Annotated in this window: 27 protein-coding genes; 13 read left to right on the top strand and 14 right to left on the bottom strand. The window is 59.2% G+C overall.

The genetic code is table 11. The features are described from left to right. Positions 1-129: 129 nt before the first annotated feature. The 5 genes from HYPDE_RS02790 to HYPDE_RS02770 form a co-directional block, all read right to left on the bottom strand. Positions 130-429 (bottom strand): hypothetical protein, encoded by a 300-nt coding sequence (locus HYPDE_RS02790; RefSeq protein WP_244437759.1) that lies wholly within the window; start codon positions 427-429, stop codon positions 130-132. A 287-nt stretch (positions 430-716) separates the two neighbouring features. After that, a complete protein-coding gene (locus tag HYPDE_RS02785; protein WP_015596820.1) occupies positions 717-2,624 on the bottom strand; it encodes a nitric oxide reductase activation protein NorD in 1,908 nt (635 codons plus the stop codon). 5 nt (positions 2,625-2,629) lie between these two features. Further along, the gene (locus tag HYPDE_RS02780; protein WP_015596819.1) at positions 2,630-3,439 is read right to left on the bottom strand and encodes a CbbQ/NirQ/NorQ/GpvN family protein; all 810 of its coding nucleotides are present in this window, start codon (positions 3,437-3,439) and stop codon (positions 2,630-2,632) included. Between the two features lie 32 nt (positions 3,440-3,471). Beyond that, the gene (locus HYPDE_RS02775; protein ID WP_015596818.1) at positions 3,472-4,821 is read right to left on the bottom strand and encodes a cbb3-type cytochrome c oxidase subunit I; all 1,350 of its coding nucleotides are present in this window, start codon (positions 4,819-4,821) and stop codon (positions 3,472-3,474) included. 13 nt (positions 4,822-4,834) lie between these two features. Beyond that, positions 4,835-5,287, bottom strand: a complete 453-nt coding sequence (locus HYPDE_RS02770; protein WP_015596817.1) for a c-type cytochrome — start codon at positions 5,285-5,287, stop codon at positions 4,835-4,837. 166 nt (positions 5,288-5,453) lie between these two features. Here HYPDE_RS02770 and HYPDE_RS02765 point away from each other — a divergent pair, with 166 nt between their 5' ends. The 8 genes from HYPDE_RS02765 (at position 5,454) to HYPDE_RS02730 (ending at position 11,709) form a co-directional block, all read left to right on the top strand. Next, positions 5,454-6,050: a cytochrome c oxidase subunit 3 gene (locus HYPDE_RS02765; protein WP_015596816.1), complete on the top strand. Its 597-nt coding sequence runs from the start codon at positions 5,454-5,456 to the stop codon at positions 6,048-6,050. Positions 6,051-6,052: 2 nt separating this feature from the next. Further along, on the top strand, positions 6,053-6,355 hold the full coding sequence (locus tag HYPDE_RS02760) for a cytochrome C oxidase subunit IV family protein (RefSeq protein ID WP_041319855.1): 303 nt from the start codon (positions 6,053-6,055) through the stop codon (positions 6,353-6,355). Beyond that, entirely contained in the window at positions 6,352-6,510 is a 159-nt protein-coding gene (locus tag HYPDE_RS19270; protein WP_015596814.1) for a hypothetical protein, read from the top strand. Before HYPDE_RS02760 ends, HYPDE_RS19270 begins: the two co-directional genes overlap by 4 nt. 560 nt (positions 6,511-7,070) lie before the next feature. Beyond that, positions 7,071-8,423 (top strand): oxygen-independent coproporphyrinogen III oxidase, encoded by a 1,353-nt coding sequence (gene hemN / locus HYPDE_RS02750; protein ID WP_015596812.1) that lies wholly within the window; start codon positions 7,071-7,073, stop codon positions 8,421-8,423. Positions 8,424-8,645: 222 nt separating this feature from the next. Further along, positions 8,646-9,188: an iron transporter gene (locus HYPDE_RS02745; RefSeq protein ID WP_015596811.1), complete on the top strand. Its 543-nt coding sequence runs from the start codon at positions 8,646-8,648 to the stop codon at positions 9,186-9,188. Positions 9,189-9,283: 95 nt separating this feature from the next. Next, positions 9,284-9,637, top strand: a complete 354-nt coding sequence (locus HYPDE_RS02740) for a cupredoxin domain-containing protein (RefSeq protein WP_015596810.1) — start codon at positions 9,284-9,286, stop codon at positions 9,635-9,637. A gap of 103 nt (positions 9,638-9,740) precedes the next feature. Further along, positions 9,741-11,165: a 4Fe-4S binding protein gene (locus HYPDE_RS02735; protein ID WP_015596809.1), complete on the top strand. Its 1,425-nt coding sequence runs from the start codon at positions 9,741-9,743 to the stop codon at positions 11,163-11,165. A gap of 169 nt (positions 11,166-11,334) precedes the next feature. Then, complete coding sequence (locus HYPDE_RS02730; protein WP_144061156.1) at positions 11,335-11,709, top strand: hypothetical protein; 375 nt, start codon at positions 11,335-11,337, stop codon at positions 11,707-11,709. 13 nt (positions 11,710-11,722) lie between these two features. Here the strand turns inward: HYPDE_RS02730 and HYPDE_RS02725 are convergent, their stop codons facing one another. The 6 genes from HYPDE_RS02725 to ubiT all read right to left on the bottom strand — a co-directional run bounded on the left by HYPDE_RS02725 (position 11,723) and on the right by ubiT (position 16,980). Next, positions 11,723-12,289, bottom strand: a complete 567-nt coding sequence (locus HYPDE_RS02725; protein WP_015596807.1) for a DUF2478 domain-containing protein — start codon at positions 12,287-12,289, stop codon at positions 11,723-11,725. 25 nt (positions 12,290-12,314) lie between these two features. Beyond that, positions 12,315-13,013: a Crp/Fnr family transcriptional regulator gene (locus HYPDE_RS02720; protein ID WP_015596806.1), complete on the bottom strand. Its 699-nt coding sequence runs from the start codon at positions 13,011-13,013 to the stop codon at positions 12,315-12,317. 147 nt (positions 13,014-13,160) lie between these two features. Further along, positions 13,161-14,324 carry a cytochrome P450 gene (locus HYPDE_RS02715; RefSeq protein ID WP_015596805.1) on the bottom strand — a complete coding sequence of 388 codons (1,164 nt, stop codon included), beginning with the start codon at positions 14,322-14,324 and terminating at the stop codon, positions 13,161-13,163. A gap of 205 nt (positions 14,325-14,529) precedes the next feature. Continuing rightward, positions 14,530-15,429, bottom strand: a complete 900-nt coding sequence (gene ubiV / locus HYPDE_RS02710; protein ID WP_015596804.1) for a ubiquinone anaerobic biosynthesis protein UbiV — start codon at positions 15,427-15,429, stop codon at positions 14,530-14,532. A gap of 4 nt (positions 15,430-15,433) precedes the next feature. Then, a complete protein-coding gene (gene ubiU / locus HYPDE_RS02705) occupies positions 15,434-16,417 on the bottom strand; it encodes a ubiquinone anaerobic biosynthesis protein UbiU (protein ID WP_015596803.1) in 984 nt (327 codons plus the stop codon). Between the two features lie 14 nt (positions 16,418-16,431). Then, entirely contained in the window at positions 16,432-16,980 is a 549-nt protein-coding gene (ubiT, locus tag HYPDE_RS02700) for a ubiquinone anaerobic biosynthesis accessory factor UbiT (RefSeq protein WP_015596802.1), read from the bottom strand. Between the two features lie 133 nt (positions 16,981-17,113). Between ubiT and HYPDE_RS02695 the strand changes: the two genes are divergently transcribed. Together HYPDE_RS02695 and HYPDE_RS02690 are read left to right on the top strand one after the other, a co-directional pair. After that, the gene (locus HYPDE_RS02695) at positions 17,114-18,613 is read left to right on the top strand and encodes a UbiD family decarboxylase (RefSeq protein WP_015596801.1); all 1,500 of its coding nucleotides are present in this window, start codon (positions 17,114-17,116) and stop codon (positions 18,611-18,613) included. Further along, on the top strand, positions 18,610-19,182 hold the full coding sequence (locus tag HYPDE_RS02690) for a UbiX family flavin prenyltransferase (RefSeq protein WP_015596800.1): 573 nt from the start codon (positions 18,610-18,612) through the stop codon (positions 19,180-19,182). Before HYPDE_RS02695 ends, HYPDE_RS02690 begins: the two co-directional genes overlap by 4 nt. 6 nt (positions 19,183-19,188) lie before the next feature. Here the strand turns inward: HYPDE_RS02690 and HYPDE_RS02685 are convergent, their stop codons facing one another. Genes HYPDE_RS02685 through HYPDE_RS02675 form a run of 3 tightly spaced genes read right to left on the bottom strand, consistent with a single transcriptional unit; the run spans position 19,189 to position 22,945 of the window. After that, positions 19,189-19,440, bottom strand: a complete 252-nt coding sequence (locus tag HYPDE_RS02685; RefSeq protein WP_015596799.1) for an acyl carrier protein — start codon at positions 19,438-19,440, stop codon at positions 19,189-19,191. A 2-nt stretch (positions 19,441-19,442) separates the two neighbouring features. Then, positions 19,443-21,641 (bottom strand): HAD-IIIC family phosphatase, encoded by a 2,199-nt coding sequence (locus HYPDE_RS02680; RefSeq protein WP_041319850.1) that lies wholly within the window; start codon positions 21,639-21,641, stop codon positions 19,443-19,445. A 14-nt stretch (positions 21,642-21,655) separates the two neighbouring features. Then, the gene (locus tag HYPDE_RS02675; RefSeq protein WP_015596797.1) at positions 21,656-22,945 is read right to left on the bottom strand and encodes an SDR family oxidoreductase; all 1,290 of its coding nucleotides are present in this window, start codon (positions 22,943-22,945) and stop codon (positions 21,656-21,658) included. Between the two features lie 49 nt (positions 22,946-22,994). Between HYPDE_RS02675 and HYPDE_RS02670 the strand changes: the two genes are divergently transcribed. The 3 genes from HYPDE_RS02670 to HYPDE_RS02660 are packed head-to-tail and all read left to right on the top strand — an operon-like array spanning position 22,995 to position 25,062. Then, on the top strand, positions 22,995-23,354 hold the full coding sequence (locus tag HYPDE_RS02670; RefSeq protein WP_432263858.1) for an acyl carrier protein: 360 nt from the start codon (positions 22,995-22,997) through the stop codon (positions 23,352-23,354). 12 nt (positions 23,355-23,366) lie between these two features. Continuing rightward, entirely contained in the window at positions 23,367-23,837 is a 471-nt protein-coding gene (locus tag HYPDE_RS02665; protein WP_015596795.1) for a 3-hydroxyacyl-ACP dehydratase FabZ family protein, read from the top strand. Between the two features lies 1 nt (position 23,838). Then, entirely contained in the window at positions 23,839-25,062 is a 1,224-nt protein-coding gene (locus tag HYPDE_RS02660) for a beta-ketoacyl-ACP synthase (RefSeq protein ID WP_015596794.1), read from the top strand. Positions 25,063-25,067: the final 5 nt, after the last annotated feature.

Here is a 25,067-nt window from a genome sequence, read left to right as displayed (position 1 = left end):
GAACTCGAGAGATTTCGTGATTGACACCTGCAGCAGCGCCGTTGCACGCGCATGGCAGGAAATCGGCAGACGGCGCTGCGCCTTTTTTCGGAACGAAAAAGATAAATCTCGGTCATGCGTGTCCGCCACTCAACGCGCCAGCCTGTAGGCCGCGTGGCAGCCGGTGCAATTGCCCAGGATATCCTGCAAATCAGTCAGAACCTCGGTACGCGACGTGCCGCGGCGCGCTTTCTCGGCAAGCTTGTCGAACTTGTCGTGCGTATCGAGGCTCATCATCGTGAAGCCAATCGGCGCTTTGAGCCCCGTGATCGGGTTCATGCTACCGAGCAGCTTGGCACCCGACCTGGCGGCGATCTCTGGCACGCGTGCGACCTTGTTCTCCGCCAACGCCGAGACAATACCTTGGACCGTTTCGAGGTACGTCCTCATGCCAGAGAGCATTTCCGCCGCCTCAGCGGGGCTGAGCGTTAGCGCCTCGCGCGAGTCCCCCCTGGCGTGAGATCGGCGTTGCGCGGAGACCGAACCCGCAAACAACATTGCAGCGGCTGCGCATACGGCAACGACAAACCACGAAAAGCGCATATTCCCCCCAGCTTTCCGAAGCAGTTCAAATTCGATCTCAAAGCTACTGCTGCGAAAAAACCGCCACGTTGACCAAAATCATGCATGGGCGACAAAGCGATCTGTGAAACGCGATGGAACCGAGCCGATCGCGATTATGTCGTGAGCTGGCGATAGATCGCAGGCAGCGCCGCGGGTAGGCGAGCGATATCGCGCACGATGGCGAAGGCGCCGCGCCCGAAAATATGTGGGAAATAGTCCCTCGCATTCTCATCAATCGTAATGCCGAAGACGCGCAGCCCCGTCTTGCGTGCCTCGCGGATTGCCATCCGCGTATCCTCGATGCCGTAACGTCCTTCGTAATGATCGACATCGTTCGGCTTGCCGTCGGTGAGAAGCAGCAGAAGACGATGCCGCTGTGGGCGCTTGACGAGTTCGCTTGCGACATGGCGGACAGCGGCACCAATCCGGGTGTACTGCCCCGGTTTGAGCGCAGCGATCCTGCGCGCAACGCGCTGATCGAGGGTTTCGTCGTATCCTTTGAGGGTAGTCACGGTGACGTTGCTGCGCCGACGAGAGGTGAAAGTGTAGATGGCATGCTCGTCGCCGCAGGCCGTGAGACCATGCGTGAAGGCGAGCAGAGCACCTTTCTCGACATCCAGCACCCGCCGCTCCTGCAGCCACGCATCGGTCGACAGCGACACGTCCATCAGCACCGCAACCGACAGATCGCGCGCTGCGGGTCGTACATCGGTAAAGATGCGGTCGCTGCCGGATTCCCCAGCCTGGCGATCCGCAATCGAGCGGATCAGCATCGACAGATCGAGTTCGTCGCCATCGGGTTCAGCATGCAAGGTCTGGCGGCGCGGCCGCAAGGCTTCGAACTGACGGCGGACATGGCGGATGTTCCGCTGCGTCACCAAATCCGCCAACCACTCTTCACCATCCTCCGACGCGCGTCCGGCAATCACGCGGCAGTAATCGGGCCGATAAGCCTGCCGTTTCCAGTCCCATTCCGGATAGGTATGGTCGGCGACAAGAGATGTGGCGTCCGCCTCACGCGGAGCTAGGTCGAGGTCGATCCCGAGTCTCGCCGACGGCCGTTTCTTATTCGATCCGATGGTCAGTTCCGGCGTATCCTCAAGCGCCTGCCGCGCGCCTTCGTCATCATCGTCGTCAACGTCGCGGTTGACGTTGATCATCTCGGCAATGCTGAAGATCGTCTCGAAACGATGCAGCATCAAGGGATCGCCGCGGTCGCTGCGGTCGGTGGATTTGCGCACGCCGGTGCGCCGCTTCGCATCGACGGCGATCGAATCGCCGCCGGGCTCGTCCACATCCTCGCCGCTTGCGCTTGCCGCATCCACCTTGATGTCGCCCCAGAGTGGCACGGGCAAGAAAGTGTGATAGCCACGCGGTGCAGTGAGATTCCGATCGAGTTCGCCATGACCGACGATCGCATCGAAGATCGGATCGGATGCCGGCACGGTCTCGTTCAACAAATGAGCGATGGCTGTCTCGATTTGCCTTTCGAAGCCCGGCAGGTTGCGACGGGGCCGTTCGCTCAAGGTGGCGCGGCGGAGGCGGTCATAGACCGGCCTGAGACCGGGCCAGGCGGCGAGTGTAACTTGCGTCGTCCGCGCGGCGGCGCGCAGGCAATGGAGATCATTCCGCAGCGGATCGGCGTCATGTTCTGGCGGAATTGCATGAGCTAACCAGATGGCCAGCCACTCGTAAAGCGCCTCATTGTCCTTCACGTCGGCAAAGAGGTCGACGCTGCCCGGCAGACGCAGCGCGCCGGCATCGAGGGTCGGCTGCTCCAGCATCTCGGTACCAAGACCGAGCGCCTGCTTCAGATTGAGCCGATGACCCGACGCCGTCGCCGCGCTGCCAACAATGCGAATAGCGCCGTCGCCGCCGCTTGCCCGGAACAGCAGCCCGAGCCGGACGCGAAGAGGATCGAGCGCGACGGCGGCATCGGGATGGCCCCGATAGGAGCGCGACGAACCGACAAGGCGATGCCAGTATTGCCCAAACGCTTCTTCCGGCTCAAACAGCGGCATGGCAATTATCCAAGCGCGATCTGGGCGACGCGCTTCAATCCATTGACGATCTCCGGATCGTCGGACAACGGCTCGATCAGGGCCACTCGCAGTGCGGTGTCGTAGTCGACGCCGTCACGGATCAGTGTCGCACAGTAGACGACGAGGCGGGTCGACGCGCCTTCCTCGATATCCTGCCCCTTCAACCCGCGCAGAGCCTGCGCGACGCGAACGAGCGGCAGGCAGCGCTCATGCGGCAGGCCGCTTTCATGGGCGACGATGCTGGCTTCTGTGTTGAGGGTCGGAAAGCCGAACTCCATGGCGAGGAACCGTTGCCGCGTGCTCGGCTTCAGCGTCTTGAGCACGTTCTGGTAGCCCGGATTGTAGGACGCGACCAGCATGAACTCCGGCGGCGCTTGCAGCAATTCGCCAGTGCGCTCGAGCGGCAGTGTGCGCCGGTCGTCGGTGACCGGATGCAGGACCACGGTCACGTCCTTACGCGCCTCCACCACCTCGTCGAGATAGCAGATCGCTCCTTCGCGGACGGCCCTTGTCAGCGGGCCGTCCACCCAAACCGTGTCGCCGCCTTTAAGCAGATAGCGACCGGTGAGATCCGCGGCAGTAAGATCATCGTGGCACGAGACCGTGTAGAGCGGCCGGCCAAGCTGCGCCGCCATATAGGAGACGAAGCGGGTCTTGCCGCAGCCTGTCGGTCCCTTCAGCAGGACCGGCAGGCGGTTGCGATACGCGTGCTCGAAGATCTCGCATTCCGAGCCAACCGGTGCGTAGAAGGGCAAATCCGGTTGTTTCGCGGCGATACTGACGCTCTTCAACATGCGATCATCCTTCGTAGCAGTCGCCTATGCCGCTAGTTTGCCGGCTGCAGCGACATGTCGATGTGAGCAAGCTGTTCTTCCTTTACCGGTCCGAAGATCGAGTAAAGGAACAGCAGGCATGAGATCAGGACGAATACGCCGGAGCCGAGGCGCATCCAGTAAAACAGCGCAAGCTGATCTTGAACTTCCATGTAGCTCATGCCCAATACACGCTGCAGATGAACCTGCACGACACCCGCAAAGGTCAGCGTGAAGGTCATGAACGCCATGGCGGAAGTCATGATCCAGAAGCTCCACATATTGAGCACCTGGTTGTAAGGCTTCCGCTTGCGCAGATAGGGCATGGCGTATGTGATCATCGCCAAGTTCAACATCACGTAAGCGCCGAAGAAGGCGAGATGGCCGTGCGCTGCCGTGACCTGAGTTCCGTGGCTGTAATAGTTGACAAAGGACAGTGTGTGCATGAAGCCCCACACACCGGCTCCGAAGAACGCACCCACTGTGCAACCGAGCGACCACAGCATCGCCGCCTTGTTGGGATGGTCGCGACGACCCTTCCACACCGTGGTAAAGGCGAAGATCACCATGGCGAAGAACGGCGCGACCTCAAAGGTCGAGAAGATGCTGCCGATCCACTGCCAATATCCCGGCGCGCCGATCCAGTAATAATGGTGTCCGGTGCCAAGCACACCCGAGAACAGCGCGAGGCCGACGATGGCATAGAGCCATTTTTCGATCACCTCGCGGTCGACGCCGGTCATCTTGATCATGAGGAAGGCGAGCACGGATGCCATCACCAGCTCCCATACGCCCTCGACCCAGAGATGGACGACGTACCACCAGTAGACCTTATCCAGCGCGATGTTGCCCGGATTGTAGAAAGCGAACAGCCAGAACACCGCAATGCCCCACATGCCGAGCAACAGCACGTTGCCGATAGCGGTCTTTCGGCCTTTCAGGATCGTCATTGAGATATTGTAGAGATAGATCAACGCAACCACGACGATCGCGGCCTTGATCCAGAGCGGCTGCTCAAGGAACTCGCGGCCCCCATGAATGCCGAAGACGTACCCTATGACTGCCGCCAGTGCGCCGAACATCAGAAGACCAAGCTGTACGTAGGCGAGAAATGGACTTTCGATGTCCCGTTCGGCTTCTTCCGGCACGAGATAATAGCCGCAGCCGAAAAAGCCCATCAGGAGCCACACGATCAGCGCGTTGGTGTGGATCATGCGCAGGACGTTGAAGGGCAGCGTCTCGGACAGGAAATTCGGGAACACGTAGACGGTGCCGGCCAGCGTTCCGACGATGATCTGCACGCCGAACAGTATCATAGCGCAAGTGAAGTAGGCCAAAGCGACCCGTTGGGTTGGATATTTCATTGTTCGTGTCTCCTCAGCCGGAAGCCTTTGGCGGCCAGCCCTGCGTTTTCACGTGGCTGGTGAATTCCAGAAAATCGATCAAGTCATTGGTCTCCTGATCGCTCAGGTGAAAATCCGGCATCTGCCGGCGGCCTTCGACGCCGCTTGGTTGCGAGTGCAGCCAGGCAGTGAGGCCTTCGCGAGCGCTCTTCGGATCCTCAAGGCCGCCATAGCGGACCCAGACGTTGCCGAGCTCGGGAGCGAAATAGGCGCCTTCGCCGAGCAGGGTGTGACAATTGATGCAGGAGTTCTTTTCCCACACATGCTTCCCGCGCCGGACGCTATCGGTTAGCCCGCTGTCGCTTGCGCTTGTCGTACGGATGTAATGATCCGTTTGCGCCGTCAGCCCGACAAAAATGACGAAGAAAAAAATAGACCCCCCGTAAAAGATATTACGGGCGGCCGCCTTAGTGAATCTCTCACTCATTGCCCTTCGCCTCCAACCTTTCCATATCGCCGCGCCCGCGACCTCACATGGCGGGTCATTCGCGGGGCTATTACCAAAGGCAGGCCGATCCACTCTTTGCGCTCGGACAACAAAAGGAATATTTTATATTCATATTATCTCCCCGAGACAGCCGAATAGGATTGCAATGACATTGGCGCATACATATCGAGAATCGGAGAAGCGAGTTTCGCAAACTCAGACGGCGGATTGGGGACCGCTCTCGGGCCTGCCCGGAAATCCGATGATCTGGATTTTGATTCTGGGCGAGCTAGCTGTGTTTGGTGCACTGTTGCTCGGGTTTTCCGTGGCGCGCGTGCTGGACCCGGCAACTTTTGCCGCATCACAGATTCATCTGCATCGTCTGCTCGGCGGATTGAATACGCTCGTGCTTGTCACCAGCGGCTTTCTGGTGGCGGCGGCAATCTGGCGCAGACGAGAGGGGCACGACGCGCGGCTTCTGCTGGCCTTAGGGATGTTGCTTGGCGCTGTATTTCTGGCAATCAAGGGCGTCGAGTACGGTCAGCTCTTTGCAGCCGGGTTCGACATCGAGACAAACACATTCTTCCAGCTGTACTTTCTGATTACCGGATTTCACGCAGTCCACATCGTGCTTGGGCTGACGATTTTTGGCATCGTGTCTTTTGCCGACAGCATTGAGAACCTGGAGACCGGTGCTGCTTTCTGGCACATGCTCGACATGGTCTGGGTCATGATCTACCCGATCATCTATCTGGTGCACTGATCATGGCAACTTTGATAAAAGTGTGGATCGCTCTCGCGGCACTCACCCTGATTGCGATGTGGGCTGGCGCAGTGCAGGACAGCGCCATACCGGTCATAGCGCAGGTCGCGATCGTGTTGGTGGTTGCGGGCGTAAAAGCCTCGACCATCCTGCGGCATTTTCTCGGATTACGATTTGCACCGAGCGGCTGGCGCGTCCTGTTCTTGCTCTATCTTGTCGTGCTCTGTGGCGCGATCTTCGCGATCTACACAGCCGGATCTGTGCTGGCATCGCATGCGCTTACTGCATCGGGATCTTTGCCATGAACGAGGCTCAGGTTGGGCTTGTCACCCTCACGCCCGTGCTCCTGGTCTTCATCATCTTCATGTATCGGCAAGGCGCAATGACGAAATCGGGCGCCGTGGTTGCGGCTCTGCTGTCGATCGTCATTGCAACGGCCATGTTCGTCGGCCAGATCTAACCCGGCGACCGCAAAATGCCGCATGACAGGAGTTTCGCCAGCTATCGCGCGAATTGTCGCATAATGGGGACTCTTTGAAGCATTCAAGATGGTGCGCAAGCGATTGTTTGATGCTTCGGCGAAATGACGCCATAATGGCGCAGGTAATATTGTCGCAGCATGGAATAAATACCATGGCTAAATGGAAGCCAATCGAGCTTCCTATTGAAGAGAGAGATCAAATGGAAATCCTACTTTCTTTTTTGGGCGCATTCTTGCTTCTATTCCTTGCGGGAAGCGCAATTATTTCATTTATGTGCGGCGGAATCTTAATGGCCTGTATCTCCCTGAACGAATATCTGAAATCGATAAATAGATAGCCTTTCCCGTTTCCCGCTTGGAGGCGCTGGTCGACGTCACCATCGAGTAATCGCCCTCTGCAGACCAAGACCTTGAGACTGCGTCTCCCCCGGGCAAACGACAAACGTCCCTGGGCGTCTCCAGCCATTGGCCTACCGCAAAGAGGCCCGGAGAGATCGGGGTAGAATTCGTCCGGTTTCGTCAAATTCAGGAGAAGGGTTTTGCAATCGACACTCCTTAGTGCCTACGGCGAAGCCCGCCTGCCTCGCTACACCAGCTATCCGACTGCCCCGCTCTTCTCCGCGGCCGTCGATGAGAATGTCTATGCAGGCTGGCTTTCGACGCTTTCTCCCGGCGAGCCGGTCTCGCTCTATCTTCACGTCCCCTTCTGCCGCTCGATGTGCTGGTATTGCGGCTGTAACACCACGATCAGCGCCAGGGACGAGCCGATCGCGAGCTATCTCGATGTATTGCGCCGGGAGATCGAAATGGTCGCGTCCCGGATAGGGCGTCGCCAGCCGGTCAAGCACGTACATTTCGGCGGCGGCACACCAACGATCATGAAGCCCGCGCAGTTCATCGCGCTCGTGCATCTGCTGCGCGACCGGTTTGACATTGTGGACGATGCGGAGCTGGCGATCGAAATCGATCCGCGTACGATCACGCGCGAAATGCTGGCAGCTATGCGCGGAAGCGGGATCAATCGCGCCAGCCTCGGCGTCCAGACCTTCGATTGGAAGGTGCAGCAAAGCATCAATCGCATTCAGAGCCTCGAATGTACGGCCGAGACCGTGGCTGCGCTACGCCGCGTTGGTATAAAACGCATCAACTTCGATTTGATATACGGATTACCCAACCAGACCGTACAGTCCTGCGTCGAGACGGTCACCACAGCGCTCACCATGAAGCCGGATCGTCTGGCGGTATTCGGTTACGCGCACGTGCCGGACGTCAAGAAACATCAACGTCTGATCGACGCGAAGGTTCTTCCTGACAGCGCAACAAGGGTTGAGCAGACTGTTGCAATCGCCGATGCGTTGGTCGCAGCCGGATATAGGCAGATCGGCCTCGACTGCTTCGCCCTACCCAACGACGAGCTTGGAGTGGCCCAGGCAGCCCGCCGATTGCGACGAAATTTCCAGGGCTATACGTCGGATAATTGTGAGGCGCTCATCGGCTTCGGCGCTTCGGCAATCGGAAAGACGAAAAGCGGATATGTACAGAACGAAGCTGTGATTGGAAACTATTCTACACGCATCTCAGCCGGCCGACTCGCCACAGCTCGAGGTTATCGCCTGACGACCGAAGACCGCGGCCGCGCGGCGATTATTGAACGGCTGATGTGCGACTTTGAGGCGAATCTCACCGAGATCTGCGCACGATACGGCCTCGACCATGCCGAGTTGACCGATGGAAACGAGAGGCTGTCGCGGGCGTTCGACGAGGGCTTGGCGGAGATGGACGGCAACATCCTCCGGGTCCAGAGCAAGCATCGCTTTCTCGTCCGTGTGGTAGCCGCGGCCTTCGACTCATACCTTGAACGTTCGCCGCGAACGCACAGCAAAGCCGTCTGACGATAACGGACGCTTCGCTGTCTGTAGAGGCAATGTCGCATCGAAAAACAACGTCTTAAAGCGGCGCGCCTGCAGAAGGCAGAAACCGGTGGCACTTGCTTTATGTCAAGGAGGATGAAAAATAACTTTACTAGATTAGTAATGAATACCGGACCATCCCCTAGCCACAGGTCGAGGATTGGCACCCTATTCAGTGTGACCGCAGACAAGATTGGAGCCAAAATGGCACGACGTTCGATCCTCACCCTCACAATCGCGTTGCTGGGTTTGAGCACCTCAGCATTTGCCGCGGAATACCCGATAGGTGCTCCCCATAAGTTGAACGGTATGGAGGTCGCCGCCGTCTATCTTCAGCCGATCGAGATGGAGCCGGAGCACATTATGCGCCCAGCCGCCGACTCCGACATTCACCTGGAAGCGGATATTCATGCTATCGCGAACAACGCAAACGGCTTCGCTGAAGGGGATTGGATACCGAATCTCAAGATCGAATATACGCTCGTGAAACTCGATGGCGGCGAGCGCACTGCCGGGGTCTTCATGCCGATGGTGGCGAGCGACGGCCCGCATTACGGCGACAACGTCAAGATGATGGGCGTAGGCAAATACAAACTGACCTTCAAGATAACGTCGCTAGGTTCCGCAAGCGCCGATCATTTCGGGCGCCATGTCGATAAGGAAACCGGGGTCGGTCCATGGGCGGCGCCCTTCAGTGTCGACTACGAGTTCACATACGCCGGAACCGGCAAAAAGGGAGCTTATTAAGTAGAACGTCAGCCAGACTGGCGATCCCGTCTACTGCGTCCGGAACTGAGGTTCGACGACGCGATGAGCGATCAGTATATGAGGCCTGTAGCAGCATGTCGTTTCCGGTCCGGCTGACATCTTTTCTGTTTGTCGTACTCTTTTCGGCCGTGTCGTCGTTCGCAGACGACGACCCGGTCTTCGTCATCAAGTTTGCGGATGGCAAAATCGAACCGCCAAGCGTGGAGGTGCCGGCTAACCGCCGCTTTAAACTAATTCTGCACAATGAGGGCACGAGCCCGGTAGAATTCGAGAGCACGGAGTTGCGCAGAGAGAAAGTTCTGGGGGCCGGCACGACATCGTTCATCGTCATTCGTCGGCTTGATCCTGGCGAATATCGCTTTTTCGACGATTTCCATCCGGACACTCCGCCCGCCACACTCATCGCTCGGGAACCATCCAACCAGTGATGCCGCGCTTGGGCACTAATCGCTGCGCTCCCCGCAAGCCGACAACGGGCACGGCGAGCGCACAACATCCTCTGGCGCGCACGCGCGCAGCTGAGGACACACAATGACGATCTGCACCCTGCCGGATAGGAAGCACCCGTCAATTCTGGTCGAGGAGCGGTTCGATATCTGGGCCAGGATCGGAGATTGGCTCCAGCGCCACCAGCGAACAATCCGGGCAATTCAATGGACGGTAGTCGCAGTTTACGCTGTGCTCCTGATCGTTCCCGTGCTGCTGCCATTGCCGGACAATACGGCCTACCTATGGACCGATTTTACACGCCTCGCTCAATTTATTTTCTGGGGCATCTGGTGGCCGTTCGTGATTTTGGGCACCGCGCTGGTCGGGCGCATGTGGTGCGGCCTGCTCTGTCCCGAGGGCACCATTACCGAATTCGCCAGCACGATCGGCAGAGGCAGGGCGACGCCGCGCTGGATGACATGGGCGGGTTGGCCCACAATCGCTTTTGCCAGCACCACGGCTTACGGACAAATGGTGAGTGTCTATCAATATCCGCGCCCGACCCTTCTGATTCTCGGCGGATCGACAGTTGCCGCCGCGGTCGTCGGCTATCTGTACGGCCGCAACAAGCGCGTATGGTGCCGCTATTTGTGTCCGGTCAGCGGCGTATTCGCGCTACTGGCGAAGCTCGCGCCCCTGCACTTCCGCGTCGATCCGGAAGAGTGGAGAAATTCCCAATTGACCGGCGCCAAACCCGGTCCGGTGAATTGCGCTCCGCTCGTGCCGCTCAAGACTATGCGTGGCGCATCTGCCTGCCATATGTGCGGCCGGTGCAGCGGCTTTCGTGGCGCCATCCGCCTGGCGCGCCGCTCGCCGAACTATGAGATCGTGCATGTCGCGGGGCAGACGGCGAAGCCGTGGGAGACGGTACTTATCGTCTTCGGCCTGCTCGGTCTGGTCATCGGTGCATTCCAATGGTCGTCCAGCCCGTTGCTCATCGCCGCCAAGCAATGGGCGGCGCAAAACTTAATTGCGACGGGCATGTCATGGCCGTTGGAGACGACGGCGCCTTGGTGGGTGCTGACTAACTACCCGTTGAAGAACGACGTGCTGACATTGCTCGACGGAATGTTGCTGGTTGCGTATATGCTCGCGGCTGCGGTCGTCTGCGGCGTAATCATAACGCTGATGCTGGGCCTAGCCACACGTTGCTTGGGTAGCTGGAGTCTGGCTAGGTTTCACCACATGGCCCAGGCGCTAATTCCCCTTGCCGGCGCCGGCGTCTTCCTCGGCCTGTCGGCTCTGACCGTGAGCCAACTCCGTTCCGATGGCATCACGCTGCCCTTCGTCGGCCAAGCGCGGGTCGCCGTGCTGGCACTGGCGACGTTGTGGGCCGCGACGCTTTGCTGGAAAATCACGCGCCTCTACACGGAAATCACGGGGCGTAGGGCTCTTTCCTTGGTGGCATTTTGCACAGCGATGATACCCGCCAATGCCGGTTGGGTGCTGCTCTTCTGGATTTGGTAACGCCGGCGAAACATTGTAGCCAAGCTCGGTCCTCTTACCGAAGAAGGTCGATCGAGCTTGCGCTGAAACAATCCGATTTCTTTGTTTTATGTTATTTTCAACACGCGTTCATGGCCTTCCGGCTTCACGTACGCCGGCGGATGCGACTTCCATGAAGGAGAATGGCAAATTGACCAAGACCGTCAAATCTCCCCGCCATGTCGATCTCTCGTTACGGCTGCATCGCGTGCTGTCGTCCGCTGAACTGGACTGCGAGTGCCGGACAAAACTGGACCAAGCGCTCGACAGATTCTCGGCTCTCGAGAACCGGCGGCAGTTACGGAATGGATTGAGAGAGGCGCGGCATAGAAGAAACCTCATCGCAGATCAGCTTTCGTATCTCGCCGATATCGATGAAATCACCGAAAACGAGAGCGATCTCTCCGTCTTTAAGGAGATGGCATTGTTGTTCGATGAAATTGCCGACCAGGCCGACCAGGCCGCTGATGTACTCCGGGAGATAGAGACTCTCACTACTCAGGCGGTGAACAGTAAATCAGGCTGACCCCCGAGACCGATCACCGAATGGCCAGTCCGGACTCCACCGGAGAGGAGTCGGCAGGTGGCTGCGCTAAGCTTGTGCAACACCAGTCAAGGACCATCTTCGTATCGGCCGGGAGCCATACCGCCATTCCTGCATGAAAGGCGTCCCACGCGGCGGCATATTCGTCGCGGACAGCGATGAGAACCGGTATGCCGGCAAGAATCGCTCCTTCGATGATGGGGCGCAGACCTGTCCCTTCTGCCTCTGATCTACCGAAGCGGTTGAGGATGAGAAGGTCCGCACCACCCGCGACGATATTCTCGAGTCGACGCGCCGCCTCCGCCAGCGCCCCAGGATCGAGGCGGCAGCCACGGGCGTTGCGACCCAGATCCTGCGAGATCTGGATCAGTGTGCCGTCGGCAACGTCGCGCAACCGCGTGACGGGCTTCATATCATCAGAGCCGCCGTACTCTTCCTGCAGAATTCCGCGAACATTCATGCCCAAGGAGCGAAGGGCCGCGGCAGTCTCAGCAAGGACCGTATCAACGGGTATACCGGCGGTTGCTCTGATGGCCGCAAGCACGGGTGTATCGATGGGCATCCGCCTGACCTTTCAAGAATGATCGTTAAGTGTGCGCAGCACTATTACGTCCCATCGCCACATGCTTGCGAAGAACTGCTACATCCGCAATCGTCACATTTTCCTGGTGCACCGAGATACCGAGCGGCCGAAGTTTGGCCAATGCGCGGGATAGGCTTTCAGGTGTCATACCAAGCCGCTTCGCAATCAGCGCTTTCTCGTACGGCAGGATTATCACCGACGACCCTTGCGCCTGGTTGCAGAGCCCGATGAGAAAGTCCGCGACCCGCTGAGAGGCATCGAGAACCTTGATCTGTTCAATATGCCCAACCAAGAATTTCAAATGCTGCGAGAGTGACGCAAGGATCGCCAACGCCAACTCCGGTTCAACACAGATACGGCGCCGGAAACTTTCGCCATCAACCTTGAGAAGTCGCGACGTCGTCACGATTTCTGCGGCAACGGGATACTGACGACCCATAAAAATTGCTGCCTCACCGAATGATTCTCCCCGCCGGAGCACCCCGACAATGGCTTCCGTTCCATTCGGCGTGATCCGGAACAGTTTCACCCAGCCGTCAAGAATTACGAAGAATGAGTCCGAGGGCGAGTCCTGCTGAAAGAGCAACGTGCCCTTCTCGTACGTGCGCACGCCCTGGCTACTGACGATGCTCTCAGTCACGTCCTGCGACAGAGAACTGAATAAAGGCGTCGAGCGAATAGTCCGCCAATCGTTGTGTTCCATGTCTATCGACCTAATCCGAGTTCTTCATAGTGGACCGAGACGTAAAACGATGGTGGCAACGACACGGTCGGCTTGGCCTAAGGGTTCGGCTCCAAAATAAAAGTTATGACCATGACGATGCATCGGAAGTCCGATCTCGGCTCGAAACTACGATATTCGCATTGGCAGCGTCGCAAAGCCGCCCGCTGGATAAACTGCTAGTGTCGGTGGCCGGTCGGCCACGAACGCGATCTGCCGGGTCTGTTTCAGCAACTCCTCCATGATGACGCGCAATTCCAGCCGGGCGAGAAGCGCGCCCGGACAGACATGGATGCCACGGCCATAAAGGAGATTTTGCGCAGGATCGCGATCGAGGCGAAATTCGTCGGGATCGCCGAAGACGGCTTCGTCGCGATTTGCCGATGCCCACATCAGCGTAATGCGCTCGCCGGCCGCAATCTTGCGTCCGCCTATTTCGATGGGGCTGATCGCTACCCGCCGGTTGGAGATGAGTGGAGCATGTATTCGTAATATCTCATCGATGGCGGCCGGAAGCTGATGCAAATTCAGCCGCAGCTGCTGCTGGATCTGCGGGCGTTCCGCTAGATAGTGAGCCAAGATACCGACGCATGCGGTGATGGTGCCCAGTTCACCGACAGTCCAGTTGCGCAGGATGCTCACGATCTCCTCATGGCTCAATGGCCTCCCATCGATCTTTTCCCGGAGCAGATCCGTAGTGATGTCGTCCGGCGCAGCCGCGCCGGCTCGCCGCCGCGCATCGAGCAATTCGCTGATGTAACCATCGAACTCGAGCGCGACCGCCGCCATGGCCTCGACGTTTCTGGCAAGTGTAGCCTCGTGGTTCTTGCGCACCCACCGAAGCAACGGATCGTGCAACTCCTCCGGCCAGCCAAGGAATGCACACTGAATTCGCACGGCGAAAAGCCGGGCAAGCTGCGTCACCAGATCAATCTCAGCATCCCGTTCCAAGCGGGACACGAGATCCGCTGAGATCGCACGGCACCGCGGTTCGAAGGCTTGGACTCGCATGGGCTCGAAATGACGCTCGATCAATCGTCTGTATGCGGTATGCTGAGGCGGGTCCATGCCGCTTGGCACCGACAGATGTCTGGAGACAACGTTGCTGAACGTATGATGGTCGTTCAAGACCCGCACCACGTCCTCATGCCGGAACAACGACCAACCCAGATAGTCGCTGTATGCGACCGGGCAGCGGCGGCGCATCGTGTCATAAGCCTTGATCTGGTTGGAAAGAACCAGATCGGATCGCGGGTTCCAGTCCTGCTCTCGTTTGTTCGAGTCCGCCTTCATCGCAATCTCCTGAAAACATCCCGATGATACGGCGAGCGTGAAATACGTGATTTCGAATTCATAGGCCTCGCATAGCCAAAAGGCGGTTGGAAAAGCATCGGTGATGCCGTCGCCACGCCCACACTATTCTCTATTCTGATCGGCCATATTCTTGCGGCCGCGCGCAGGCGAAAATCTTGCCACGCCATTCTAACGATCTGAGCATTCATGGCGATGCGACCGGTTCTGCTCCCGCACGCCCGCGCGCATAGCCGTCCACCAGAGCGCCCGGCAGGTCGAGGTTCGACAGCAGGACGCGAGCACGTTCCGGCTCCTCATTCCCCTCTAGAAGCGACCTGTAGATCCGTGCCACTTGGACCATGTCGCAGGTATGCGGAGAAAGCCGGAGCCGGCGTACACTCTGAGCGGCAAACTCCGCCGGTGGCAGCATAACGGCCTGAACCTGCGCGGACATCGTCTGCACGCCGTTCATGGCCAGAAAGGATTGGTCGTCAAGCGTATCGACGACAAGACCATCCGGATCCTGCTCGCAGGTGAACTGGCAAGAGTCCTTATGCAATCCGTGCAGCCGCGCATGATAGCAACGACCCGAAAGCGCTAAGGGGAGCCGGCCGAAGGCAAAGATCTCGAATTCCGTGTCGGGGCAGGTCCGCGCGATGGCGGCGATGTGAGCCAGCGAGAGTTCGACAGGCGGACAGATTGTCTGCGCACCGCGCCGAATGAGGAACTGCGCCGTTGCACCGTTATAGACGTTGACGAACGGACCGGACACGAACGGCTTACCCGTTCGCGACGGCAACGCGGTAACATCGTTGATCTCTACCAGGCGGCTATCGCCACATAGATCTTCGATCGATCGCCGCTCCCGCGCCGTCATTGGCGTGGCAAGCGTCGAGAGAACGACTTCCTTTCCCGCCCGCTCCAGCCGTTCGATCAGGTCCGGCCAGACCGGGTCCGAGAACGGCATGCGCTTGCCGCAAACGACCTCGCCGAGATGGACCCGGTCGACTGGAGCCTCGTCAGCGATACGGAAGTAAAAATCCTTGAGCCGTTCGGCCGGCCAATGGAAAAACACCGGCCCGAGAGTCAACGCAATTGGCGGCACGGCGCTATCTCCATGTCTTGCGGTAGGCGCCAGTCGTCTGCCGGCCGCCCTCCGACATGCTGGCCAGAATGCTATCGATTTCCGTAGGTGTGCCTCCTTGTTCCACGGCATCGACCGCCTTCCTGAAGGCCCGCACAACTTCGGTGACGTATCCCTTGCCCCGCTGGCGCCCCTCGATCTTCAAGGCCGTAACGCCGGCCTCGCGGAAGGCCACGATCATGCTGCCGGCATTGAGACTGACAGGATCCTCAAACAGATACCCCGTCTTACCGCCGGCTTTGAACCTTCCCTTGCAGAGTGTGGGATAGCCAGTCGACTTACCTGCTTCGTAGCGGTCGATGGTGAAGCCGGCAAGCTGCGCCATCGTACCGGCTCCGTCCTCAACATAGTTGACTGCCTCGGGCGGCGAGCACACGCCATTGAGGTTCGGCGACTTGCCCGTAGCATAAGATGAAAGGTGGCAGCGCCCCTCAACCATCACGCATAGCCCGCCGAATACAAATGCCTCCGTTTCGACAGTGATGGCCCGATTGAGCGCCGCGATCTCCTGAACAGAAAGAACGCGCGGCAGGACAACACGGCGTACTCCGAATGAATCAGCATAAAAGCCGATAGCTTCCGGCGTTGCCGCAGCCGCCTGAACGGAAAGATGCAGGCGCGTGCCGGGATGGTTAGTCGCCATATGGTCGAGCACGGCGATATCGGCAGCGATGATGGCGTCGGCGCCACTTGCAGCAGCGGTGTCCGCCGCCTTGCGCCAGGGATCAATATTATCAGCTCGTGCGAAGGTATTGATGGCAACCAGTACCTTGCTGCCGTGATCATGGGCGAAGCGGATGCCCTCCGCCATCTCCTGCGGCGAAAAGTTGAGACCCGGAAAATTGCGGGCGTTCGTCTCGTCGCGGAACCCGCAATAGACGGCGTCAGCACCAGCCTGAACCGCCGCGCGCAGCGTTGCGGGCGTCCCAGCCGGACAGACGAGTTCCATACGGCCTTTCCCGATCATGCCCGCTCCTTCTGGTGGTGCGCTGCGCTCATAGCGACCCCCCGGGCGACATCGAAACCACCGAGGATGGCGCTGTTGGCGACGTGAGCGGCCATCCCCTTTAGACCAAGAAGATCCGATGGTCGAAGTTCCGCGTCCTCAATGGCATTGCGCAAGGCGACAATCGCCTCCGTCCGGCCGGTAATTGAAATAGTGCGATGAAAGAACAAGGCATCGCCATCGAAGGTGCCGTCGAGGATGCCGAGCAGCGCCATGATCGGGCCACGCAAAACGACATCGGAAATTACGGGGCTGCTTCCGCTTGTGATCTGCACTGTTGCGGATACGCCGTTTGGAACCACGATGAACGCAAAGGGAAGGTCGGTGGGATCGATCAGATAGCGGGCGCTGCAATACGCGCCAAGCCGCTCGAATATCTCCGGCCGACGACGCGCGAACGATCTGAGCGACAGCGTCAATACCGGCCCGAGCGGTAAACCAATCGCTGCAGGCAGAAGCCGTCGCACAAATGCGGGCAAGCTGATTTCGTCGGTATTTCGCTCCATTGACCGCATTCTCCATCGCAAAGCGAGTCACCATAGGGGGTGGCTCAAGATTAACCTTTGTTCCAGAGCAAAGAATGCCCGGCGCGCACTGATACGGAAAACGGGCGAAGCTTGTCTCCAGAGCGGATCATCCATGCATCAACGTAGCCTTCCACCGTTCCCAAGCCTTGGCTCGTTCCTATCGTTTCTCAATGAGAAAAGCGAAATCCGTACAGCAAGCGCGCCCATCTCCATGCACCTTGAAGTCACGGAGTTGCATCGCAAGATCATCGAAAAAGGTGGCCCCGCGCTTCGATTGGATCATGCGCTGCACGAGCAAGGCCGGGCTGCAACGTTCCCCGTCATCACCAATCTTTTCGGGACGCGCCAGCGAGTCGCGTGGGGACTTGGCACCGATCCGGAGGGGCTCGCATCACTCGGTGAACTGCTGGCTTGGATGCAGTCACCCAAGCCGCCACGCGATTTGCGTCAGGCATGGTCGCTTCTTCCCGCCGCGCGCAACGCGCTGCACGCCCGCCCACGGGCCGCTGCGCCACCGCGCGAATGGCGCGAAGCAGAGCCCGATTTGTCGCAATTGCCGGTGCAGACCTGCTGGCCGGAAGATGCTGGTCCGCTCATAACCTGGGGAGTTGTGGTTACACGACCGCCCGGCGACGACAACTTCGAGCTTTACAATCTGGGCGTCTACCGGATGCAGGTTCTGGGTCGCGACAGTGCCATCATGCGCTGGTTGCCGATGCGCGGAGGAGCCAAGCATCATCGCCAATGGCAGGCTCAGGGCCTGGATTGCCCCGCCGCCGTCGTGATTGGAGCCGACCCCGCGATTCTACTTTCGGCCGTGATGCCCGCACCGGAGACCATCTCGGAATTAGCGTTGGCCGGCGTCTTGAGCAGCCAAAGGGTCGACATGGCCCCATGCGCGCACATTCCGCTGCATGCACCGGCGAGCGCTGAAATTCTTCTGGAGGGCACAGTTTCCACATCGAAAACCGCCCTTGAGGGACCTTTCGGAGATCACACGGGATACTATAACGCACCGGAGCACTATCCCGTGTTTACTCTGAAAGGGATGCGCATACGCGAACGCGCAAGTTATCTCACAACGTTCACCGGGCGCGCTCCTGACGAACCATCCGTGCTCGGCGCGACGCTTCTTGACGTCTTCAAGCCGCTCCTTCGCCAACTGATCCCCGAAATCTTGGATATCTGGCTGCCGCCCGAAGCCTGTTCCTACAGAATAGCCGTCATTTCGATCGCCAAGCGATATCCGGGCCAGGCACGCCGCGTGATGCTAGCCTTTTGGGCACTACTACCGCAGTTCTCCATGACTAAGATGCTGATCGTTGTTGATGACGACATCGACATCCGCTCATGGGACGATGTGATGTGGGCACTGGCGACCCGCATGGATCCGGTGCGTGATCTCATGTTGCTCGACCGCACGCCGATCGACCATCTCGACTTTGCCTCTCCGCTCGATGGCCTCGGCGGCAAGGCGGGCTTTGATGCAACACGCAAGATCGGCACGGAGACTAGCCGCGACTGGGGCCGCACGATCCAGCCAGATCGCGACGTTGAGCGTCGGATCAATCAGCGATGGCACGAATTCTTTCCGGAGCAAATGCCAAAATGAGCAAACGGCTGATAGTCGGCGTCACGGGCGCCTCCGGTTCTTCACTCGCACTCGAAACGCTACGACAACTCTCTCGCGCCAACGTAGAGACCCATCTCGTCGTCTCGGAAGGCGCCCGCGTCACGATCGCGCACGAACTCGGACCTGCCGGGCTGACATCCCTGATTACCGTCGCTAGCTATACTCACGATCCCCGCAACCTCGCAGTCCCCATTGCCAGCGGATCGTTCAAGACCGACGGAATGATCGTCGTACCCTGCTCGATGCGCAGCCTCGCAGCCATGGCGCACGGCTTCGGCGACAACCTGCTGACCAGGGCAGCCGATGTGGTGCTGAAGGAGAAGCGTCGACTCGTGGTTGTTCCGCGAGAAGCGCCGCTCCATGAGGGTCATCTCGAGACGATGTTGAGACTGGCGCGACTCGGCGCTGTGATCGCCCCGCCGGTGCCGCCCTTCTATACAAAGCGGGACTCGATGCAGGGCATGATCCAGGAGATCGCGGCGAGACTTATCGGTTGGGCCGGCGTTGACCCCGGACCGGAAATGACCCGCTGGGGCGAGTCTGCCTGAAGTCCGTCAGACGCCATGCCGCCGCAAGACGTTCTCGATATCGCCGACGCTGCGTATCTCCATCATCTCGTCCATCGACAGCCGGATAGAGTACGTCATCTCCAATGTCCTGATGAGAGCGATATGCTGCAGCGAGTCCCATGTTGCGACATCGTCCGGTGAAGTCTCTGCCGTTAACGTGTCCGTGTACTGGAATATGTCGGCAAAGATCGCAACGAGTTCGGGATAAGACAGGACCGTCGGAGAACGGGCGTCCATGTTTACGCCTCCCAGTCTAAGGCTACGAATCGCGACTGCGGCGACTCCATGTCGCCGATATTGAATACCCAGCCCGATCGTGCCTCGTCGCCTCCGGCCGGCTGCCAGCCGCAGGATGCATAGAAGTCTTTGACCATCGCATTTTTCCTTGTTGCAATGTAATCGCCGCTGACGCGAGTAACGCCGCGGCGCTTTAGTTCTTCGATGAGCGCTCCGAGGAACGCGCGCTCAATCTCGCGTCCAATGACACGGCAGCTCATCAGCAGCGATTGAACGACTGCCTCCGTGCCGGTGATCTCGACCGTCGCCGTCACGACGAGCCCATGATCGCCGAACTTGTCGCGAACGCGCCCTACGAGAGCCATCCCCCGGGCTTCGGACTCGATGAGGGCGGAGATGTCCGCTTCCGTAGAACGTAGCGTCGTCAGATTGAACTGATTGGTCCTCTGATGCATCTGGACGACGCGCGGCAAAGTCTTCTTGCTCACGAGACTGACGGCCAGACGCTGCTCAAGACCGTTGAGATAATCCTCGAAGTTAACTGCGCCCGCCTTGGCGTTCTGTGCTTCACGCCGTGCTGCATACAGCGCGGCTCTCGTTTCATCCTCGGCCGTAAGGCGAAGGGGCCAGGTGGAGGTCAGGCGCCGCAGCCAAAGCGGCCGTTCGGCCGGATCTGCCGGCATCTCGGGAACCGAGACTTCGGGGCAGAGACGACGCATCGCCTCGCGTTCGTGCGGGCTGTCATCGAGAAAGACGAAGCTTTCCAGCCCGAGATTGAGCTCGGCTGCGACCCTGCGAATATTCTCGGGTTTCGGCTCCCAATTGATCGCCGATGCGGCAAAATCATCGGGTTGCAAAAGCATTCCGGCATGGCGCTGAAACGCAGTGATCGCGTCGGGATTATTCTTGCTGAGCGCGACGAGAAGTAGGCCTTGTTGCCGCAGACGAAGACATTCGGCCTGCAGCGCGCGGAAAGCGTTGCCGGGGAAGTCTTCGCCACACGCTAATGCCTCGACCCCATCGTCGCCATAGACGCCACCCCACAGCGTATTGTCGAAATCAACCGCCAGCACCTTGGCTGGCCCGCACTTCAGAACGCTCCAGGCATCGGCAAAAGCACGCGCCAGCATGCGTGCAGCATCTGCGGAATAGGCGATGCGCCCATAGTACCATAGTTTGGAATCCGACTGCTCGCGAACCGGCAGATCTGCAAGCGCCTGATCGGCATCAATGACGATGATGTGGTTCGATTGATCCGCTGTGTCGAGGATATGCCGATTGATGAGATCGACTGCACGTCGCAGTCCCATCGTATGGCTGCGATCGAGGAATCCGGCCGTCGGCGCGGCCGGCACCGGAATGGTATTGATCAGCAAAGGCGCCTGCGAGCGCGTCGAAAACTCCCGTAATGCGGCGGCTAAGTTGTTTGCGCGTTCCGTTAAAAGTGCAAACGCATCGGCCGCAGGCCGCCGCCAATCCTGCGCGGCGAAGCCTTCGAGATCGAGAAGCACGATATGGGCATCGGCATCCTCTGCCGGGCGCATGAGATCGGCCAGCATGGTGCCGAAATCGGCCTGCATCACGTCGGCGCGCCAACCTTTCGCGGCGAATGCAGGCTTGAACTCGTCTGCCAGCGTTTGCGTCGTCGAGGATCCGGTGAGCCGAAGCCGAACATTGGGAAGACGCTCAATATGCGCGCCAAGAGCCTTGCCGACGCGTTTCAGAATCCCGGGCACGCGATGTTGTTGGGCCAAGGCGAGCCGAGCCGCCTCCGCGTCCCAGCCAAGCGCTGCGAATTTTTGGACGAGTATTGTCGCCACGTCGCCTTCGAGTTGCTCATCAGCGCACAGACCCGGAAGCATACCCGACAATGCTTCTCGTTGCTGAGACGCGCCCCCAGCGCAGTTGATGCGGTTCAGCGCGACGAGACCGGGGGTCAAAGTCGGTTCGACGTCCTCGGGAAGAGCGTGCCCCGCCAGAAGCAACAGCTTCGAAAGCCACCGCGGTACGGCCAGCCGGGATTGCGCGAGCGTAGACAGAAGAACTGCAACCTTGGACGGCGAGACCTCGGACCAGTCGATAGCCGGCAATATAATGCGGCGGCGCAGGCAATCCGGCGCGGCCGCGATCGCTTCATCGACAAGCTTCTCAATGGCGGTGTCGTCGACCGGCATCGACAGCGCATTCGCGCGTGCTGACATGATTGCCTTTCCCTTCAAATCATATGCTCGCCGCCGGTGACGAGCATGTTTTCACCGGTAATGAACCCTGCATATGGAGAGGCGAGCATCAGCGCCGCGCCGGCGACGTCATCGGGTGTCGAGAGCCGGCGGAGCGGTGTGCGCGATACCGTCATCTGGCGCATGCGGTCCGGTATGTTGGCGACGAGATCGGTGTCGACCAATGACGGAGAAATCGTATTGACGGTGATCCCATGAGGGCCGAGTTCTTGCGCGAGGTTTTTGCTCATTGCCAAGAGAGCGCTTTTAGCGGCTACGTAAGGCAGCCAGTTGTAAGCCGTTCGCCCAAGTGCAGCGGCCGACGCAATCGTTACGATGCGACCTTTGCTTTTCTTCAACGCCGGAAGTGTAGCCCTCGTAACGCGAAAGACACTCCCGACAATCTGCTCATAAGCTTGCGCGAGGTCGGACCAATCGAGGTTCGCAAACGGCGCCGATCGGATCTTCGGTCCGGCATTGTTAATGAGGATATCCAGACCACCGCCGGCAACGATCGCGTCCACTAGCCGCGCGACATCGCCGTCGCTGGTGACGTCAGCCCGGATAAGCCGGCAGAATCCACCCAGTCCGGCAATCTCGTCGGCCAAACTCTGTGCGGCATTTTCGCTACGCTGATAGTTTATCCAAACATTCGCGCCATGTTGCGCAAAAAGCCGGGCGATGGCGCGACCTATGCCCCGTGAGGCTCCTGTGATGAGCGCCGTTTTGCCAGCCAACAGAGCCGTCGGCGCCGGTTCCGGCCGAGCCTCCTGTTTGCCAGCATCCAAGACCCGTAAAACTTTCACCTGCGCCCGGCCGCGAAGCACGCACTCGCGTTCGCCTCTTATAATCTCGGTTCGCAATGTAACGAGGCGCGTTTCCTCGTCGATCGCCTCGATCGTACCGCGCGCTTCGACGGTATCGCCAATAAAGACCGGCCGCGTGAATTCGATGTTCTGCGATACATAAAGTGCCCCACGGCCTGGGATTTTCATGCCGACCAGCGTTGAGAGAAGGCTGGCATTCAAGAAGCCGTGAACGACCCGCTCGGCGAACTCCGTGCGGGCGGCGAACTCGTCGTCGAGATGCAAAGCATTGTAATCGCCAGAAAGCCTTGCAAATGCAGCGACGTCCTCGGCCGTAATCGTCCGGCTCAGGCTTTCCGTCTGGCCGACGCTGAGTTCACTGAGACGATCTGGCTGCAGTGGTGTGCTCCTTGATTGCAGGTGCGGGACTACGGCGCAGCGATAGCCAGAAAATTCGCTCAGCCATTTGACTTTCGTCAAACGCCACGTCAGCAGCCGTTGCTAGAAGCCGATGCAATGCGCAGTGAGAATGAGCGCGCTGTTTGCAGTGCACAATTTCGCATATGCCTGCGCGGTGCTGCATGAACCCTACCCAGGAGAATGCTTGATGGCGTCCACGTTCGAAACCGTAGCCGGCATTATTTCGTCGGCCAGCGACATCCCCCTCGAGCGAATCACTCCCGACAGCCACGTCATGAAGGATCTCGAAGTCGACAGCCTCTCGTTTCTCGATATCACGTTCGAGATTGATCAGAAGTTCGGAATTCAGCTTCCGGTAGAAGAATGGCTGGCAGCAGTTAATGAGGGCAAGGCGAACGGAGAGGATTATTTCGTCCTACGAAATCTCTGTATGCAGATAGACGGCTTGCGCGCTCCGGTGGCCGTCTGAGGCGAGCAATAAGTGCGTCTTGAATATTTTCAGATGCTCGACGAGATCGTCGAGGCGGCAAATGCCGAACGCCCAGTGTTGACCGCTCGGGCCTTTGTCCCCGAACGCAGCCCGGTTTTCGAGGGGCACTTTCCTGGCTACGCAATTTTGCCCGGCGTCTTGATGCTTGAGACGATGGCTCAGGCATCGGGTTATCTTTTGCTCACCCTGAACGGTTTCTCGCGCATGATTTTCTTCGCGAACGCCAAGGAAGCAAACTTCAGATCATTCGTACGACCAGGCAGTACGCTCGAAGTGAAGGCCGAATTGGTCCACGAGGGTTCAGGGTATGCGGTAACGCAGGCTACCATCACCCAGGACGCGAAGCGAATTGCCGACGCCAAGCTCACGATGCGCAGCGTGCCCTTCTCTTCACCCGCTTTGCAGGCCCACGTCATGAGCGAAGGGCGGCGGCTTGGTCTCGTTGCTGCGGAGACCGGGTGACATGCCGACGCAAGGCGCGTGCGAGCAGGTCTGGATCACCGGCATCGGTCTTGTCAGTTCGCTGGGCGTGGGAATAGACCAGCATTGGACGAAGCTTCGTGGCAACGCACCGCCTCGGCCTGTTATCGATGCAGAGCGTTTTGCCCCATATCCGGTGCATCCCCTGCAGGAGATCGACTTCTCGAAACAGATTCCCCGTACAAGCGACCAGCGTCAGATGGAACGCTGGCAAAAGACTGGTGTCTATGCCGCTGGACTTGCGCTGGAAGACGCGGGCATCGCCGGCAATGACAGTCTGCTAGATAGAACGGATCTCTGCATCGCGGCAGGCAACGGCGAGCGCGACGTTGCACTCGACTCCCGTATCCTCGCAACGGTTGGCACAGGCGGGGATTCCGGAGCCCGCCTCAACACAGAACTGGCGACTGGCCTCCGGCCGACGCTCTATCTCGGCCAGCTCTCGAACCTGCTCGCGGGCAATATTTCTATCATCCATAAGGCGACCGGCTCGTCGCGCACATTCAAGGGCGAGGAGATGGCCGGAGTATCGGCAATCAAGAACGCCGTCGATCGGATCGAAGCTGGTCAGGGCAATCTCTTTCTCGTAGGCGGCGCGCTCAACGCCGAGCGAGAGGATTTGCTGCTTGCCTGCGAACTCACCGGAAGTCTTTACAACGGCCCCCATAAATCCGTTTGGCATCGACATGGCGAGAGCGCCGGCTTTATTCCCGGAAGCGTCGGCGTATTTCTCGTTCTGGAAGCAAGCAACCACGCGAGAGCGCGCGGCGCGATGCCGTATGCGCAAATTGCCGGCATCGAGTCGGATCGCTCACACCGGCGGCCTGGCGACGCAGCGGCTGCCGCCCGGGCGCTCCTGGAAGGTTTGCCGCTTGATGCGAACCGGCGCGAACTCTTTATCCTGAGCGGCGCAAACGGCACCGACCAAGCGACGGCCGAGGAGCTGCGGTTCCTTTCGAGTTTGCAGAAGAACGGAGTTAATCCGGTCATTCGCGCTTGGGGGAGCCTTTTCGGTCACGCAATGGAAGCCCACTTTCTCGTCGGCGTCGCTCTGGCCGGCTTGGCTCTTTCCAGGAGCGCATTTTATCCGCCTTTCGACGATTCAGGCATCGAGCGTGCTCACAGCACTTGGCCGGATCAGATCCTCGTCACCACGTTCGGCCACTGGCGGGGCGAGGGCTTGGGTCTCGTCCAGTCGGTTTGGTGAGGGCA

The sequence above is a fragment of the Hyphomicrobium denitrificans 1NES1 genome (assembly GCF_000230975.2).
In the GTDB taxonomy this organism is placed as follows: Bacteria; Pseudomonadota; Alphaproteobacteria; order Rhizobiales; family Hyphomicrobiaceae; genus Hyphomicrobium_B; species Hyphomicrobium_B denitrificans_A.
This window is presented reverse-complemented; position numbering and strand designations above follow the sequence as displayed.